At 35.2% G+C, this 17,276-nt stretch carries 15 protein-coding genes and 1 riboswitch; all 15 genes read left to right on the top strand.

Annotated elements, in window-relative coordinates; genetic code table 11:
- Positions 1-21: 21 nt before the first annotated feature.
- A complete protein-coding gene (locus tag AC1RRN_RS11445; protein WP_492967426.1) occupies positions 22-732 on the top strand; it encodes a phosphoadenylyl-sulfate reductase in 711 nt (236 codons plus the stop codon).
- Positions 733-856: 124 nt separating this feature from the next.
- Positions 857-1,756 carry a sulfate adenylyltransferase subunit CysD gene (gene cysD / locus AC1RRN_RS11440; protein ID WP_026983843.1) on the top strand — a complete coding sequence of 300 codons (900 nt, stop codon included), beginning with the start codon at positions 857-859 and terminating at the stop codon, positions 1,754-1,756.
- Between the two features lie 145 nt (positions 1,757-1,901).
- The gene (locus tag AC1RRN_RS11435; RefSeq protein ID WP_056207855.1) at positions 1,902-3,146 is read left to right on the top strand and encodes a sulfate adenylyltransferase subunit 1; all 1,245 of its coding nucleotides are present in this window, start codon (positions 1,902-1,904) and stop codon (positions 3,144-3,146) included.
- 158 nt (positions 3,147-3,304) lie between these two features.
- Positions 3,305-5,395 (top strand): ferredoxin-like domain-containing protein, encoded by a 2,091-nt coding sequence (locus AC1RRN_RS11430; RefSeq protein WP_492967425.1) that lies wholly within the window; start codon positions 3,305-3,307, stop codon positions 5,393-5,395.
- The gene (gene cobA / locus AC1RRN_RS11425; RefSeq protein ID WP_492967424.1) at positions 5,388-6,164 is read left to right on the top strand and encodes a uroporphyrinogen-III C-methyltransferase; all 777 of its coding nucleotides are present in this window, start codon (positions 5,388-5,390) and stop codon (positions 6,162-6,164) included. The genes AC1RRN_RS11430 and cobA overlap by 8 nt, the downstream gene beginning before the upstream one ends.
- Before the next feature lie 150 nt (positions 6,165-6,314).
- Entirely contained in the window at positions 6,315-6,896 is a 582-nt protein-coding gene (locus AC1RRN_RS11420) for a precorrin-2 dehydrogenase/sirohydrochlorin ferrochelatase family protein (RefSeq protein ID WP_492967423.1), read from the top strand.
- A gap of 96 nt (positions 6,897-6,992) precedes the next feature.
- Positions 6,993-8,045, top strand: coding sequence for an NAD(P)/FAD-dependent oxidoreductase (locus AC1RRN_RS11415; protein ID WP_492967422.1), 1,053 nt, complete (start codon positions 6,993-6,995; stop codon positions 8,043-8,045).
- A 152-nt stretch (positions 8,046-8,197) separates the two neighbouring features.
- Entirely contained in the window at positions 8,198-8,425 is a 228-nt protein-coding gene (locus tag AC1RRN_RS11410; RefSeq protein WP_492967421.1) for a hypothetical protein, read from the top strand.
- Entirely contained in the window at positions 8,416-8,709 is a 294-nt protein-coding gene (locus AC1RRN_RS11405) for a type II toxin-antitoxin system RelE/ParE family toxin (RefSeq protein WP_492967420.1), read from the top strand. The genes AC1RRN_RS11410 and AC1RRN_RS11405 overlap by 10 nt, the downstream gene beginning before the upstream one ends.
- 107 nt (positions 8,710-8,816) lie before the next feature.
- Positions 8,817-8,931: riboswitch (SAM riboswitch) on the top strand.
- A gap of 320 nt (positions 8,932-9,251) precedes the next feature.
- A complete protein-coding gene (locus AC1RRN_RS11400) occupies positions 9,252-10,256 on the top strand; it encodes a homocysteine S-methyltransferase family protein (protein ID WP_492967419.1) in 1,005 nt (334 codons plus the stop codon).
- A gap of 17 nt (positions 10,257-10,273) precedes the next feature.
- Positions 10,274-11,194 (top strand): leucine-rich repeat domain-containing protein, encoded by a 921-nt coding sequence (locus tag AC1RRN_RS11395; protein WP_492967418.1) that lies wholly within the window; start codon positions 10,274-10,276, stop codon positions 11,192-11,194.
- 183 nt (positions 11,195-11,377) lie between these two features.
- Positions 11,378-14,053 carry a methionine synthase gene (gene metH, locus AC1RRN_RS11390; RefSeq protein WP_492967417.1) on the top strand — a complete coding sequence of 892 codons (2,676 nt, stop codon included), beginning with the start codon at positions 11,378-11,380 and terminating at the stop codon, positions 14,051-14,053.
- Between the two features lie 161 nt (positions 14,054-14,214).
- Positions 14,215-15,171 carry a methylenetetrahydrofolate reductase [NAD(P)H] gene (gene metF / locus AC1RRN_RS11385; RefSeq protein ID WP_492967416.1) on the top strand — a complete coding sequence of 319 codons (957 nt, stop codon included), beginning with the start codon at positions 14,215-14,217 and terminating at the stop codon, positions 15,169-15,171.
- A 131-nt stretch (positions 15,172-15,302) separates the two neighbouring features.
- Positions 15,303-15,956: a class I SAM-dependent methyltransferase gene (locus tag AC1RRN_RS11380; RefSeq protein WP_492967415.1), complete on the top strand. Its 654-nt coding sequence runs from the start codon at positions 15,303-15,305 to the stop codon at positions 15,954-15,956.
- An 81-nt stretch (positions 15,957-16,037) separates the two neighbouring features.
- On the top strand, positions 16,038-17,261 hold the full coding sequence (locus AC1RRN_RS11375) for a dicarboxylate/amino acid:cation symporter (protein ID WP_492967414.1): 1,224 nt from the start codon (positions 16,038-16,040) through the stop codon (positions 17,259-17,261).
- Positions 17,262-17,276 lie beyond the last annotated feature (15 nt).

The raw sequence follows: 17,276 nt of genomic DNA, 5'->3' as shown, positions 1-17,276 counted from the left end.
TTTTTAGAAAGGAAAAAGAATATGAGCACACCAATTATAGAATCATTATTAGATATAACAAAAGATCTTTCGCTTGACGAAACCTTAGTTTTTTTAGCAAAGGAATTCCCGGGAAAAGTGACCTTTTCGACTTCTTTTGGTCAGGAAGATCAGGTAATTACAGATTTAATTGCAAAAAGCAATACTGATATTACCATTTTTACTCTGGATACCGGAAGATTGTTTCAGGAGACTTATGATGTTTTTCATAAAACATTAAAAAAGTATAAAAAACCAATTGAAGTTTATTTTCCGGAAGCAACAGCAGTGGAAAATTTATTAAAACAAAAAGGTCCGAATAGTTTTTATGATTCGGTTGAGAATAGAAAAGAATGTTGTTTTATCCGAAAAGTTGTTCCGTTAAGAAAAGCTTTAGCAGGAAACTCAGTTTGGATTACGGGATTAAGAGCCGAGCAATCAGAAAACAGACAAGATTTGAATTTGTTTGAATATGACGGAGGTTTCGAAATCATCAAATTCAATCCATTATTAAAATGGTCCTTAGAGGAAGTTGAAACGTATTTATCAGAAAACAATGTTCCTCAAAATGCTTTGCACAAACAAGGTTTCGTAAGTATAGGATGCGCGCCATGTACAAGAGCAATTTTCCCTGGTGAAGATATCAGAGCCGGAAGATGGTGGTGGGAATCGAGCCATAAAGAGTGCGGATTGCACAGCGCTAAGAAAGAATAAAGAGAATAGAACAAAGAAGATAGAAGCAAGAGACAAGAGTATAGAATAAAACAATAGTTGAAAATTTTAGAGTACACCACAAAACTTGCAACCTGAAATTTGAAACTTGAAACAAAAAAACACAATGAGTTCAGTATTAAAAACAAACGCTTTAGAGAGTGAAGCGATATACATTTTCAGAGAAGTAATTTCACAGTTTGACAAACCGGTTTTACTTTTCTCAGGAGGAAAAGATTCTATTACATTAGTGCGTTTGGCACAAAAAGCATTTTTCCCTGCTAAGATTCCGTTTCCTCTATTGCATGTTGATACGGGACATAATTTCCCTGAAACAATTGCTTTCAGAGATAAATTGGTAGAAGAATTAGGTTTAGAGTTGATCGTTCGTAATGTTCAGGATGCTATTGATGAGGGAAAAGTGGTTGAAGAAACAGGAAAATATTCTAGTAGAAACAGCCTGCAAACAACAACACTTTTAGATGCAATTGAAGAATTTAAGTTTGATGCTTGTATTGGCGGAGCGCGTCGTGACGAAGAAAAAGCAAGAGCAAAAGAACGTATTTTTTCAGTTCGTGACGATTTTGGTCAATGGGATGAAAAAAATCAACGTCCGGAATTGTTTGATATTTTGAACGGAAAAATAGAAAATGGTCAAAACGTTCGTGTTTTCCCAATTTCAAACTGGACAGAATTAGATGTTTGGAGCTATATCGAAAAAGAACATATCGAGATTCCATCAATCTATTTTTCACATAAAAGAAAAGTTTTTTTGAGAGACGGTTTAATCTGGTCGCATTCTCCTTTTGTGTATCAGGAAGAAGACGAACAAATCGAAGAACGAATTGTTCGCTTCAGAACCGTTGGAGATATGAGTTGTACAGCCGCTGTTGAATCGTATGCAGCAACAATTCAGGAAGTTGTTGGAGAAATCAGAACTTCAACCATTTCTGAAAGAGGAGCCAGAATCGATGACAAACGTTCTGAAGCTGCAATGGAAAAGAGAAAACAACAGGGATACTTTTAAGTTAATGGTTGATAGTTTTTAGTTGATAGCTGAAAACTTCAATTATAGTAATAACATAAAAGAACAGATTAAATATTTTGATGGTTTTAGTTGATGTTTAAGAAAAACCAACAACCATAAACCAACAACCAACAACAAAAAAAGAATGGAAGTTTTAAAAATAGCAACAGCAGGAAGTGTAGATGACGGAAAAAGTACTTTGATCGGGAGATTATTGTATGATACAAAATCATTGACTACAGATAAAATTGAAGCAATCGAAAAAAGCAGTAAACAAAAAGGTTACGACTATCTTGATTTTTCTTTGGCAACTGACGGATTAGTAGCAGAAAGAGAACAAGGAATTACAATTGACGTAGCACATATTTATTTTTCGACTGCAAAGAAAAGTTACATTATTGCCGATACTCCGGGTCACGTAGAATATACAAGAAACATGGTTACAGGAGCTTCAACTTCTCAGGTTTCGATCATTTTAATTGATGCCAGAAAAGGAGTTATCGAGCAGACTTACCGTCACTTTTTTATCAATAATTTATTGAGAGTAAAAGAGGTAATTGTTGCGATTAATAAAATGGATTTAGTTGATTATTCTGAAGAAGTTTACAACAAAATCAAAGCTGATTTTCAGGCATTAAATGCTAAAAGTACTTTCAAAGAACAAAACGTAAGTTATATTCCCTTAAGTGCAATCAACGGCGGAAACGTAGTGGATCAGTCAAAAGATATGCCTTGGTATACAGGACAAACAGTTTTAGAGCATTTAGAAGGATTGCATTCTTCAGATGTTTTTGAAGCAGGAAAAGCACGTTTTCCGGTTCAAACAGTGATTCGTCCAAAAACAGAAGAATACCACGATTTTAGAGGTTACGCTGGAAAATTATACGGAAACTCAATCAAAGTTGGAGATGCGGTAACAGTTCTTCCTTCTTTAACAGAATCAAAAGTATCTAAAATTCACTTTTTTGATAAAACATTTGACGAAGCCGTTGCGGGTTCATCAATTACTATCGAATTAGAAAATGATATCAATGTGACAAGAGGTGATATGATTGTAAAATCATCAGAACTTCCAAAAATTGAAAAAGAAATCACAACAACAGTTTGTTGGATGGACAGTAAAAAACTGGTTGCTGGTACAAAATATATTGTACAACACAATACAAATTCAGTTTTAGCAAAAGTAGAAAGTATAAAAAATACCATCTCAACAGATTATTCCGGAACAAAAGAAGCTTCACAATTAGCGATCAACGAAATCGGAGAAGTAACCATCAAATTAAGTAAGCCTTTATATTTTGACGCTTACAACGAAAATAAATCAAACGGAGCTTTCATCTTAATTGATACAGCAACCAACACAACAGCAGGAGTAGGATTCATTAGATAGTTTCACTGCTGTAAGCAATAAGCTTTAGGCTGTAAGCTTTTAGCAAAAAACGTATAAAAAAGGCAAGCAAGAAGGCTTACAGCTTATTGCCTAAAGCCTAAAGCAAGAAAGTAAAAAAAGCTTATAGCCTAAAGCTTAAAGCCTAAAGCGAAAGAAAAATGGAAAGTTTTAGAACAGAAATAGAAAATCCGATAGTTCAAAAAGAGATTATCGATTTAGAAAAAAAGATTCATTTATTCCGTGGAGGAAAAATTGATGATGAGCGTTTTCGTAGTCTTCGTTTAGCGCGTGGAATCTACGGTCAGCGTCAGGAAGGCGTTCAAATGATTCGTATTAAATTGCCTTTTGGTAAAGTTACCAGTGAGCAATTATTGCGTATCACAAAAGTTTCTGATGAATATTCTACAGGACGTTTGCACATTACAACGCGTCAGGATATTCAGATTCACTATGTGAGTTTGGACAGAACACCAGAACTTTGGGCAAATTTGGCCAAAGATGATGTTACGTTGCGTGAAGCGTGCGGAAACACAGTTCGTAATATTACAGCAAGTGAATTAGCAGGTGTAGATGTAAACGAGCCATTTGATGTTTCGCCTTATGCCCATGCTTTATTTCAATATTTGTTGAGAAACCCAATTTGTCAGGAAATGGGACGTAAATTCAAAATTTCGTTCTCTTCATCAGATGAAGATACGGCGCTGAGTTATTTGCACGATTTAGGATTTATTCCAAAAATTGTTGACGGACAACGCGGATTTAAAATCATGTTTGGAGGAGGTTTAGGATCTCAGCCAGCGCACGCTGAATTACTTTCTGAATTCGTTCCGGCAAACGAAATCATTCCAACAGCAGAAGGAATCATCCGTATTTTTGACCGATACGGAGAGCGTGCGAAAAGAATGAAAGCACGTATGAAATTCTTAATCAAAGAAATGGGAAGAGATGTTTTCCTTGATTTGGTTGAAAAAGAGAAAAAAGCAATCGCTTTTGAAACCTACGAAATTGATACAACAGCTTTTGATGGTCCAATTCCGGAACCATTATTAGAAGTTCCGCAAGTTACAATTGAAGATACCAAAGCTTATGAAGCATGGAAAAATTCAAATGTAATTGCTCAGAAACAAGCAGGTTATTATGCTATCGGAATCAAAGTTTTATTAGGAGATTTTTATACAGATAAAGCCAGATTATTAGCCGATTTAGTTAAGAATTACGGAGCAAATGAATTACGTTTTTCATTGCGTCAAAATATTGTAATACGTCACATAAAAGAAGAGAATTTACCTTTCTTTTATCAGGAATTAGCCAAATTGGATTTTGTTCATTTAGGATATAATTCTACGGTAGATATTACGGCATGTCCGGGTACAGATACTTGCAATTTGGGGATTGCAAGTAGTACCGGTATTGCAGAAGAACTGGAAAAAGTAATAAGTGCAGAATATCCACAGTACTTAAAAAACCGTGAAATCGAAATTAAAATTTCTGGCTGTATGAATGCTTGTGGGCAACATAATATGTCAGCAATTGGTTTTCAGGGAATGTCAATCAATTCAGGGAAATTAGTGGCTCCGGCTTTGCAGGTATTATTAGGTGGAGGAAGATTAGGAAACGGCGAAGGACGTTTTGCCGATAAAGTAATCAAAATTCCAAGCCGTAGAGGTCCAGATGCGTTACGTACCATCTTAAATGACTTTGATAAAAATGCTAACGGAGAAAAATTCCTAAACTATTACGATCAAAAAGGAGAGAAATATTTCTATGAAATTTTGAAACCTTTCGCAGATGTAACGAATTTAACAGAAGCTGATTTCATAGACTGGGGTAATGCCGATAACTACGTAAAAGCAGTTGGAGTTGGAGAATGTGCCGGAGTTGTAATTGATTTGGTTGCTACTTTATTATTAGAAGCAAAAGATAAATTGACATTCGCACAAGAATCTTTCGACGAAGCAAAATGGTCAGATGCCATTTATCACGCTTATGCAGGATTCGTAAACGGTGCAAAAGCATTGTTACTTTCTGAAAATGAAAAAACAAACAATCACGCAGGAATTGTTGATTTGTTTGATACTGTTTTCATTGCAACTGGTAAAATCGAATTGGCAACATCATTCAAAGAATTAGTGTATCAAATCAATCAAAACGAACCTTCAGAAGCGTTTGCAAAACAATACATTCAGGAAGGAATTGCATTTTTTGATACCATAGAAAAATATAGAGCTCAAGAATTAGCAAATGCTTAATACAATAAAACCCAAAGTAACTTTAGTCGGTGCAGGTCCTGGCGATCCGGATTTGCTTACGCTGAAAGGCGCAAAAGCATTGGCTGAAGCAAATGTGGTTTTGTATGATGCATTGGCCAATGAAGAAATACTAGCTTACGCACCCAAAAATGCAATTAGAATTTTTGTTGGGAAGAAAATTGGGAATCACGCTTATACGCAAGATCAGATCAATCAATTAATTGTTGATAACGCTTTGACTTACGGAAATGTGGTTCGGTTAAAAGGCGGTGATCCGTTTATTTTTGGGCGTGGAAGCGAAGAAATAGAATTTATTGAAAGCTTCGGAATCGAGACCGTTGTCGTTCCTGGAATTTCTTCAGTAGTAGCTGTTCCGGCAAGTCAGGGAATTTCGATTACTAAAAGAGGAGTTTCAGAAAGTTTCTGGGCGATTACAGGCACAACTTCTGACAGAAAATTATCTGCAGATGTAGCCTTGGCCGCACAGTCATCAGCAACAGTAATTATTTTGATGGGAATGCACAAATTGCCTCAAATTATCGATTTGTTTCAAAAAGAAGATAAAGGAGATTTGCCCGTAGCGATCATTCAAAACGGAACAACTTCAGAAGAAAGAGTAGGAGTTGGAACAGTAAATTCAATCGTTGAAATCGTAAAAGAACAAAAATTGAGTTCGCCAGCCATTATTGTTCTCGGAGAAGTTGTGAGAGAAAGCAATAAACTAAAAGGTTTTTACGAAGAATTTCTATCAAAAGAAATCGCAAGATAAAGTTCCGAAGGAGCGACAAAGGAAATGTTTCGTTAGGAACAATTCATCGGTAAAAACAAACGTTTCAATAAAAATGTTCGTTAGGAACATATGATTGGTTATCCGATTCAATAAAATCATCTAATTTTGATTGTATAAAAAAAGAGTAACATGGAACAGAATGAATTATATCCAATATTCTTAAAACTTCACAATCTGAATGTTTTAATTGTGGGAGGAGGAAATGTAGGATTAGAGAAACTTTCTTTTTTGTTGAAGTCGAGTCCAAATGCAAATGTTGAGGTGGTTGCGCCGGATTTTCATTTAGAAATTAAAGTTTTAGCCGAAAATCATCCTTCAATTAAATTGACGGAAGCCAAGTTTAAAAAGAAAATGCTCAAAAAGCGTCACATGGTAATTGCCTGTACAGACGATTTAAAAGTGAATAAAAGAGTTTACGAATTGTCGAGAAAACGCTATTTGATTTGCAACATTGCCGATACGCCAGATTTATGTGATTATTATCTAGGCGGAATCGTAACGAAAGGAAATGTAAAAATCGCCATTTCGACCAACGGAAAATCGCCAACAACAGCAAAAAGATTGCGGGAGTTTTTCGAAGAAGTAATTCCGGAAGATATCAACCAAATGGTAGAAAATCTGAACGAATACCGAAAGACACTGAAAGGCAATTTTGAAGATAAGGTTAAAAGAATGAACGAAATAACCGCTTCATTAAAAAATAAAGAGTAGAAATTACACAAAGAAATCAATGATAAAAATCATTGGCAGTAGAATAAATTATTCGTTTCTTTGTATTATTAAGAATGATTATAAACAACAACCATAATGATTAAAACAGATATACTTATAATTGGAGCAGGCCCAACAGGTTTATTTGCCGTTTTCGAGGCAGGATTATTGAAATTAAAATGTCATATTTTAGATGCTTTACCACAAGCAGGCGGACAACTTTCAGAATTATATCCAAAAAAGCCTATTTATGATATTCCTGGTTTCCCAGAAGTTTTAGCAGGAGATTTAATTGATAACTTACAAGAACAAATTAAACAGTTTGAGCCAGGTTATACATTAGGAGAAAGAGCTGAAACCATCGAAAAGCAAGAAGACGGAAGTTTCATTGTAACATCAAATAAAGGAACTAAATTTCACGCGCCGGTTATTGCTATCGCAGGAGGTTTAGGAAGTTTTGAGCCACGCAAGCCACTTATAGAAGATATCGATTTTTATGAAGATAAAGGAGTAAAATACTTCATTAAAAATCCGGAGAAATTCAGAGATAAAAGAGTTGTAATTGCCGGAGGAGGAGATTCAGCTTTAGACTGGAGTATTTTCCTTGCAAATGTAGCTTCAGAAGTAACTTTAATTCACAGAAGAAATGAATTCAGAGGAGCTTTAGATTCTGTAGAAAAAGTACAGGAATTAAAAACAGCCGGAAAAATCAAATTAATTACGCCTGCAGAAGTTATCGGAATCAACGGTGCTGAACATGTTGAATCATTAGATATAGAAGAAAACGGAGCACACCGTAAAATCGAAACCGATTATTTTATTCCACTTTTCGGATTAACACCAAAATTAGGTCCAATTGGAGACTGGGGATTAGATATCGAGAAAAATGCGATCAAAGTAAACAATGCATTAGACTATCAAACGAACATTCCGGGAATCTTCGCGATTGGAGACGTAAACACATATCCAGGAAAATTAAAGTTAATTCTTTGTGGTTTCCACGAGGCAACTTTAATGTGTCAGGCAGCATACCAAATCATCAACCCAGGTAAAAAATACGTATTGAAATATACAACAGTTTCTGGAGTAGATGGTTTCGACGGAACTCGTAAAGAAGCGCCAAAAGCGGTTGTGAAAGCAATAGTCTAAGTTGCTAAGGTTCTGAGGGACTAAGATTCTAAGATTTTTATATATAAAGCTCAAACTTTTAGTTTGGGCTTTTTTAGCTTAGTCCCTTAGAACCTTAGCATCTCAGAACCCCAAAAAAAAACGTATCTTTGTAAATATAAATTTTGATTATCATGAATTTAGAAGCTAGAAAATATCAGTTTATTCAAGAGTTGGTTAAGGTGGAAGATGAGCGTATTTTAGAGAAACTGGAATTGGTGTTGAAAGCAAATCAAAATGATTGGTTTGATGAATTATCAGAATCAGAGAAAAACGAAATTCAAATTGGACTAGATCAAGCCGAAAAAGGCGAATTTACAAGTCATGAAAATGTCATGAAAAGGTTTTCAAAATGGCATTAAAATTTATTTGGACTTCACAAGCTGTAAAAGGCTTTAATAAAGTTGTTGATTATCTTGAAGCAAAATGGACAGCAAAAGAGATTTTAAATTTAGAAAATAAAATCCAGCAAGTAATAAATCAAATCAGTCACAATCCAGAACAATTCCCGAAATCTGAGAAGCGTGTGTCATTGCATAAAGCAATTGTAGACAAAAATAATTATTTAGTTTACAGAGTAAATAAAGAATCTAATACTGTTGAAATTATCAATTTTAGAGGAACCAAACAAAAACTTAAACACTAAGATTGTAAACTTAGAACCTTAGTCCCTTAGCATCTCAGAACCTTAAAAAAAACATTTGCAAATCGGATGTCTATTTCATACCTTTGCACCGTTCCTAAATTTATTGAAAGTTATCACGAAAGGCGGAGGGATAGACCCGATGAAACCTTAGCAACCCTTTATCATAAAGAAGGTGCTAAATTCTACTTTATACTAAATCATAGTATTAAAGATAGATAACACAAATACATAAAGTATTTCCTCAACTTTTCCTGACAACTTACAATATTATTTTACTGAATTCACAGTATCATGAGCGAATCATTGACGCATTTTTGCTGTCATCGTTCCCGCTGTACACAATATCTTTTTATTCTGAACCCCAGAATAAAAAGGATATTTGCTTCCATCGGGGCTAATTAGCTATGAATAGTGAATTCTTGGAATCAATGTGAATCAAAATGCGTATCCTAACAGGTTTCCAAAACCTGTTAGGTATGAAGATAATAAAAATTAAAAAAAAGCTTAGTGTCTTAGCGTCTTCGTGGCAAAAGGCAAACAAAATGGCAATAACAATTCAGGAAGCAATTAAAAAAAATATCCTAATCCTTGATGGAGCAATGGGAACAATGTTGCAGCGCTATAATTTCTCCGAAGAAGATTTCAGAGGAGAGCGTTTCAAAGATTTCCCACATCCTTTAAAAGGAAACAACGATTTACTATCCATAACACAACCACAAGCGATCCGCGATGTTCACGCTGCTTATTTTGATGCTGGCGCAGACATTGTAGAAACCAATACTTTTTCAGGAACTACGATCGGTATGGCCGACTATTTCCTGGAAGATTTGGTTTACGAATTGAATTATGAATCGGCTAAAATTGCAAGACAAGTAGCCGATGAGTTTACTGCTAAAAATCCGGATAAACCACGTTTTGTAGCCGGTTCAATCGGACCGACAAACAGAACGGCAAGTATGTCGCCAGATGTAAACGATCCAGGTTACAGAGCCGTAACTTTTGATGATTTGTGTATTGCCTACAAACAACAGGTGGAAGCTTTAATGGACGGCGGATGTGATTTACTTTTGGTAGAAACTATTTTCGATACGTTAAATGCAAAAGCAGCACTTTTCGCCATCGAAGAAGTAAAAGACGAACGTAACCTTGATATTCCAATCATGGTTTCAGGAACGATTACAGATGCTTCAGGAAGAACACTTTCAGGACAAACGGTAGAAGCGTTTTTGATTTCAGTATCACATATTCCGTTATTAAGTGTTGGTTTCAATTGCGCTCTTGGAGCGGATTTGTTAAAACCGTATTTAAAAACATTATCACAGCATACACAGTTCAACGTTTCAGCACATCCAAATGCAGGTTTGCCAAACGCGTTCGGACAATACGATGAAACACCAGAACAAACTCAGGCTTTAATAAAAGAATATTTAGACGATAATTTAATCAATATAATTGGAGGTTGTTGCGGAACAACTCCAGATCATATTCGATTGATTGCTGAGGTTGCGAAAGATTATAAACCTAGAGTAGCACCGGTTTCATTATAATAAATAAAACAATTCAAATGAAAATTAAATTAGCATTTTTTCTAATATTTACTTCGGTTATTTCTTATTCACAATATACCAAAATACCAGATATTAATTTTGAAACAAAACTTATTGCTCTCGGAATTGATTCAGGTTCAGTAGATGGTAAAGTGTTGACAGCTAATGTCGTTAATGTAGAAGAATTATATGTTGCAAATTTAAATATTTCAGATCTGACAGGTATTGAGGATTTTAAGAATCTATTAAGTTTAAAGTGTTCATCAAACAAATTGAAAAGTTTGGATGTATCAAAAAATACTATGTTACTATATTTAGATTGTGGTTCTAATGAATTATCAAGTTTAAAGATGACAAATAATGTTGTGATGTATGGATTATTTTGTTCTTCGAACCGTTTAATCAATTTGGATTTGTCAAAAAATATAGGCTTAACAAATGTAGATTGTTCATATAATAAGTTAGTAACTATTGATGTTTCTAAAAATATAAAATTAGAAAAACTACAAATTAGTTTTAATTCTCTTGCCAGCGTAGATATTTCAAAAAATAACGACTTAAAGGATATAGACTGCGGGCACAACAAATTAACAAGTTTAGAGGTTTCAAAAAACTTGAAATTACAGAGAATATCTTGTGAAGAAAATCAAATAGCGAATTTGAATGTTTCAAAAAATCCAGATTTGTCTACGCTTGTATGTATGTATAATAATTTAAGAAGTTTAAATATAAAAAATGGTTCGCCTAATTTTAATTTAGAAGCAATTAAAAATCCCAATCTCAATTGTATTACAGTAAATGATGTAAATGCAGCAATTGCAAATAAATCTTGGGGAAAAGATGCAAAAGTAAACTATAGTTTAAACTGCAATGATGATGTTGGAATTGGTAATAGTAAAGAAACTATTCAAGTTCTAGATAATTCAGCAAGAAATTAAGAAGCGAGTCTGTGTGATGGATAGTAGCGTTAGCCCGGTTCACCGCGGCGAAACACGCCAAAAATAAGATTATTTAAAAAAACGAATATACCTACAAGGTTTCGAAAACCTCGCAGGAAAATAAAACAAAGAATAAAAAAACTCAGAACCTTAGAATCTCAGGATCTTAGTAACTTAAAAAAAATGGCAGAAAAAAGAAGAGACCTTGTATTAGCAGGATTAGAACCGTTGATTATTACGCCCGAAAGTGTTTTTGTAAACGTTGGGGAACGTACGAATGTAACCGGTTCACGAAAATTCCTTCGCTTAATCAAGGAAGAGAAATATGACGAGGCGCTTGATATTGCAAGACAACAAGTAGAAGGTGGAGCACAGATCATCGATATTAATATGGATGAAGGAATGCTTGATGGTGTTCAGGCAATGACAAAATTCCTGAATTTAATTGCATCAGAACCCGATATTTCGAGAGTGCCGATTATGATCGACAGCTCGAAATGGGAAATCATCGAAGCGGGTCTTAAAGTCGTACAAGGAAAAAGTGTTGTAAACTCGATTTCGTTGAAAGAAGGCGAAGAAGCCTTTATTCATCATGCCAAATTGATCAAACGTTACGGAGCGGCGGCTATCATCATGGCTTTTGACGAAGTTGGTCAGGCGGATAATTTTGACCGAAGAGTCGAAATCTGTCAGCGTTCGTATGATATTTTGGTTAACAAAGTTGGTTTTCCTCCGCAGGATATTATTTTCGATTTGAATATTTTCCCAGTTGCAACCGGAATGGAAGAACATCGCTTAAATGCTTTGGACTTTTTTAGAGGAACAAAATGGGTTCGCGAAAACCTGCCGCACGCACATATTAGTGGTGGTGTGAGTAACGTTTCGTTTTCTTTTAGAGGAAATGACACGGTTCGTGAAGCGATGCACTCGGTGTTTTTATACCACGCGATCAAGAACGGAATGACGATGGGAATTGTAAATCCGGAGATGCTTTCGATTTACGATGATATTCCAAAAGACTTATTAGAGCACGTTGAAGACGTAATTTTAGATAGACGCGACGACGCGACAGAACGACTTTTAGATTTTGCTGAAAACGTAAAAGGCGAAGTAAAATCAGATGAAAAAGCGATTCAGGAATGGCGTTTAGGAACAGTTCAGGAACGTATTACACATTCATTGGTAAAAGGAGTTGACGCTTTCATTGAAGAAGATGTGGAAGAAGCGCGTTTGGCTGCTACAAAACCAATCGAAGTTATCGAAATCAATTTGATGACGGGAATGAATGTGGTTGGAGATTTATTTGGAAGCGGAAAAATGTTCTTGCCTCAGGTAGTAAAATCGGCTCGTGTTATGAAAAAAGCCGTTGCTTATTTGTTACCTTATATTGAAGCCAGCAAACAAGCCGGAGACAAACAAGGAAATGGAAAAATCCTGATGGCGACTGTAAAAGGCGACGTTCATGATATTGGTAAAAATATTGTTTCAGTAGTTTTGGCTTGTAACAATTACGAGATTGTAGATCTTGGTGTTATGGTGCCTCCGGAAAAAATTATTGCTGCGGCTATTGAACATAATGTTGACATTATTGGTTTAAGCGGATTGATTACGCCTTCGCTTGACGAAATGGTGTATCTGGCTAAAGAATTAGACAAACAAGGAATTAAAATCCCGATTATGATTGGTGGAGCAACGACTTCGCGTGCGCATACCGCCGTGAAAATTGCACCTCAATACAGAGAAACTGTAATTCACGTAAACGACGCTTCGAGAGCTGTTACTGTTGCAGGAAACTTGTTGGATCATAACCGAAAAATATATGCAAGCGATATTCGTGCAGAATACGATGCATTTAGAGAAACATTTTTAAATCGTTCGCGAGATAAAAATTTCTTAAGTATTGAAGATGCCCGTAAAAATAAATTACCATTAGATTGGTCTGAATATACGCCGACTAAACCAAAAGTAATTGGCAAACAAATTGTTGAAGTTGACTTAGATGTTTTGGTTCCGTATATCGACTGGACACCATTTTTTCAAACGTGGGAATTGCACGGAAAATATCCAGCGATTTTAACAGATGAAGTTGTGGGTAAAGAAGCAACTTCGGTTTTTGTAGATGCTCAGGCGATGCTGAAAGTAATTTTAGAGGAGAAAAAACTAAAAGCAAAAGGTATTTACGGAATTTTCCCTGCAAATCAGGTTGATGACGACGATATCGAATTGCGTGATGAAAACGGAAAAGTGTTGGAGAAATTCTTAACGCTTCGTCAGCAGTCGCAAAAAACAAAAGGTGCACCAAACATCGCTTTGGCCGATTTTATTCTGCCAAAAGAAAGCGGAATAGAAGATTATATGGGAGCTTTTTGTGTTACAACCGGTTTTGGTGTAGACGAATGGGCAGCAGAATTTGAAAAGAATTTAGACGATTACAATTCGATTATGGTAAAAGCGCTTGCCGATCGTTTTGCTGAGGCTTTCGCCGAGTACCTTCACGAAAAAGTGCGTAAAGATTTCTGGGGTTACGATTCAGAAGAAGCTTTAACCAACGAAGAATTGATTAAAGAAAATTATAAAGGAATTCGACCAGCGCCAGGATATCCAGCTTGTCCAGATCACTTGGAAAAACCAACAATCTGGAAGCTTTTGAATGTAGCTGAAGAAATTGGAGTGACCTTGACAGAAAGCATGGCAATGTGGCCGGCGTCATCGGTTTCAGGATATTATTTTGGAAATCCGAAAAGCAGATACTTCGGACTCGGAAAAATAAAAGAAGATCAGGTAGTAGATTACGCTAAAAGACGTAATGTCTCAACTGAATACGCAATGAAATGGTTAAACCCTAATATAGCAGATTAAAAATAGTCTTAAAGTCAAAAGTCATAAAGTCCCAAAGAATGTGACTTTCGACTTTGGACATTCAGACTTTATACTAAAAGATTGATTTACGTTTTTTGATTCAGATTTTTTTTCACAAACCAAAACTCAAAATTCATAATTCATAACTCATAATTAAAAGAATGAAAGTAACAGAACATATAGAAAACGCCAAAGGAAATACATTATTCTCATTTGAATTGATTCCACCTCAAAAGGGGAAAAGCATTCAGGAATTATACGACAATATTGATCCGTTGATGGAGTTTAAACCGCCGTTTATTGATGTAACGACTTCGCGCGAAGAGTATATCTATATTGATAAAGGCAACGGACTTTTGGATAAAAAGTTGACTCGTATGCGTCCGGGAACGCTTGGAATTTGCGCTTCTATAAAACATAAATACAACGTTGATACTGTACCGCATTTACTTTGTGGCGGCTTTACACAGGAAGAAACTGAATATATGTTGGTTGATTGTCAATATTTAGGCATCAATAATGTAATGGCACTTCGTGGTGATGCTATGAAAGACGAGCAATCTTTTGTACCAAAAGCGGGCGGAAATCATTTTGCTATCGATTTGGTAAAACAGATCAATAATTTAAACTGTGGAAAATACCTTCACGAAGTGATGGATGCCGATAACAAAGCTGATTTTTGTATTGGTGTTGCCGGATATCCGGAGAAACATTTAGAATCACCCTCTTTGCAATCAGATTTAAAAAGATTAAAAGAAAAAGTAGACGCCGGAGCAGATTATGTGGTAACACAAATGTTTTTCGACAATTCTAAATATTTTAATTTTGTAGCGAAAGCCAGAGAAATGGGTATCACAATTCCGATTATTCCCGGAATTAAGCCAATCGCCGTTCAAAGACATTTACAGATTTTACCACAAATTTTTAGAATCGATTTACCTGAAGATTTAATTGATGCTGTAGATAAATGCAAAAATAACGCTGAAATCAAACAAGTCGGAATCGAGTGGGCGATTCAGCAATCATTAGAATTAAAAGCAGCCGGAGTTCCGGTTTTACATTATTATTCAATGGGAAAATCGGAGAATATTCGCCAGATTGCGAGTCAGATTTTTTAAAGATAAACACTGAACTTTGTCAAAGTTTTAAACTTTGACAAAGTTGTTCCAGTACAGTTGTCATTCCTCGGAATGAAATGAAAGCTTGGAATTTGGATTTTTTTTTAATTTGGAATTTAATTTTAAGCATTATGGAAAAAGAAGAATTACAAGCAATCGCCTCTCAGCTAAAACATCCAACAGGAGAAAAAGGAATAGAAATGGCCAACATGATGCATGAAACCAACATCAATATGACGCGCCATTCTATACAAAATCTAAATGTAAAAGCTGGAAATTCTATTTTAGAATTAGGTCACGGAAATGCAGGACATGTTGAATTTATATTCGAACAGGCTGAGAATCTGAAATATTACGGACTCGAAATGTCTGAATTAATGTTTCAGGAAGCACGCAAGATCAACAGAAATTTTGTCTCTCAAAAACAAGCTTTCTTTTCACTTTATGACGGAGATATAATTCCGTTTGAAGACGAATCTTTCGATAAAATATTCACTGTAAACACCATTTATTTTTGGCAGGAGCCTGAAAAATTACTTTCAGAAATATACAGGGTTTTAAAACCAAGCGGAGTTTTCTGTATCACTTTTGCAGAAGAAAGTTTCATGAAACAGCTTCCTTTTACCAAATTCGAATTTCAACTTTACAGCACTGAAAAAGTAGAACAATTAGTTCAAAAAACACTGTTTAAAATCTTGTACAGAGAGACTTTAACTGAAAAGGTAAAAACCAGAACAGGCGAATTGGTCGATCGGGATTTTACTACTATTGTTTTAGAAAAATAGTTTTTGAACCCTTTTTTTGAGTAATTTAATTGATTTTTATTTCAAGTTTCCATTTCGGCAAATCCTAATACTTTTTATAATATGGAGGTTAAAAAAATCAATTTTCTGCAAAGCTATAGCAGTATCTTATTACTTCTTGGCGGAATTATACTTGGTAGTATTTTAGGATTATTTTTTGGTAAAGATGTCTTGGTTATCAAACCGCTCGGCGATATTTTTCTAAACTTACTTTTTACGGCAATTATTCCACTTATATTTTTCACAATTGCTTCTTCCATTGCTAATTTAGAACGAACAGAAAAATTAGGAAAGCTATTCATTATCATGATTGTTGTTTTTTTGGCCACGATTCTGATTTCTGCAATTGTCATGATTTTGGCCGTTTATGTTTTTCCAATTCATCAGGATATAGCCATTACAAAAGTTCCGTTTGAAAATATTCAATCAGAATCGGTTGGAGATCAAATCGTAAAATTGCTTACTGCAAATGATTTCTTCGAACTACTCTCGAGAAAAAGTATGCTAGCGTTGATTATTTTTTCTTTTTTAATTGGTTTCGCAACTTTGCAGTCTGGAGAAAAAGGAAATGCTTTTAAAAGTTTTCTAGATTCTGGAAACGAGGTTATGAAGCAACTTTTGAATATCATAATGAAGTTTGCTCCAATTGGTCTGGGTGCTTATTTTGCGTACCAGGTTGGTATTTTCGGACCCCAGTTGTTTGGCGTTTATGCAAAACCTATGGCAGTATATTATGCTGCCTGTATCTTTTATTTCTTTGTGTTTTTTAGTTTATACGCACTTGTAGCTGGTGGAAAAAGAGCTTTTAAAGTTTTTTGGAGTAATAATATTACGCCATCATTAACAGCAGTGGGAACTTGCAGCAGTATTGCAACTATTCCGGCAAATCTGGAAGCTGCACAAAAAATGGGAATTCCGGCACATGTTCGTAATTTGGTAATTCCGCTTGGTGCGCCTTTGCATAAAGATGGCTCCAGTATGTCATCTATCTTAAAAATAACTTTTTTATTCGCCATGTTTGGGAAGGATTTTACAGATCCCATGACGATTCTTTTAGCTTTAGGAATTACAGTAATAGTTTCGATTGTTGAAGGCGGAATCCCCAACGGTGGTTATATAGGTGAAATTTTAGCTATTACCGTTTATGGTTTCCCGATGGAACAAGCACTTCCGGTTGCTATGATTTTAGGAACTCTGGTTGACCCAATTGCGACTTTACTAAATGCAAATGGCGATGTAATTTGCTCAATGATGGTAGCGCGGTTTTCTGAAAAAACCAAATGGTAAAATAAATTTACAACT

The organism is Flavobacterium sp. GW821-FHT11G01, assembly GCF_058808175.1.
Note: the sequence above shows the minus strand (reverse complement) of the source record. Positions and strands in the feature narration are given on the sequence as shown.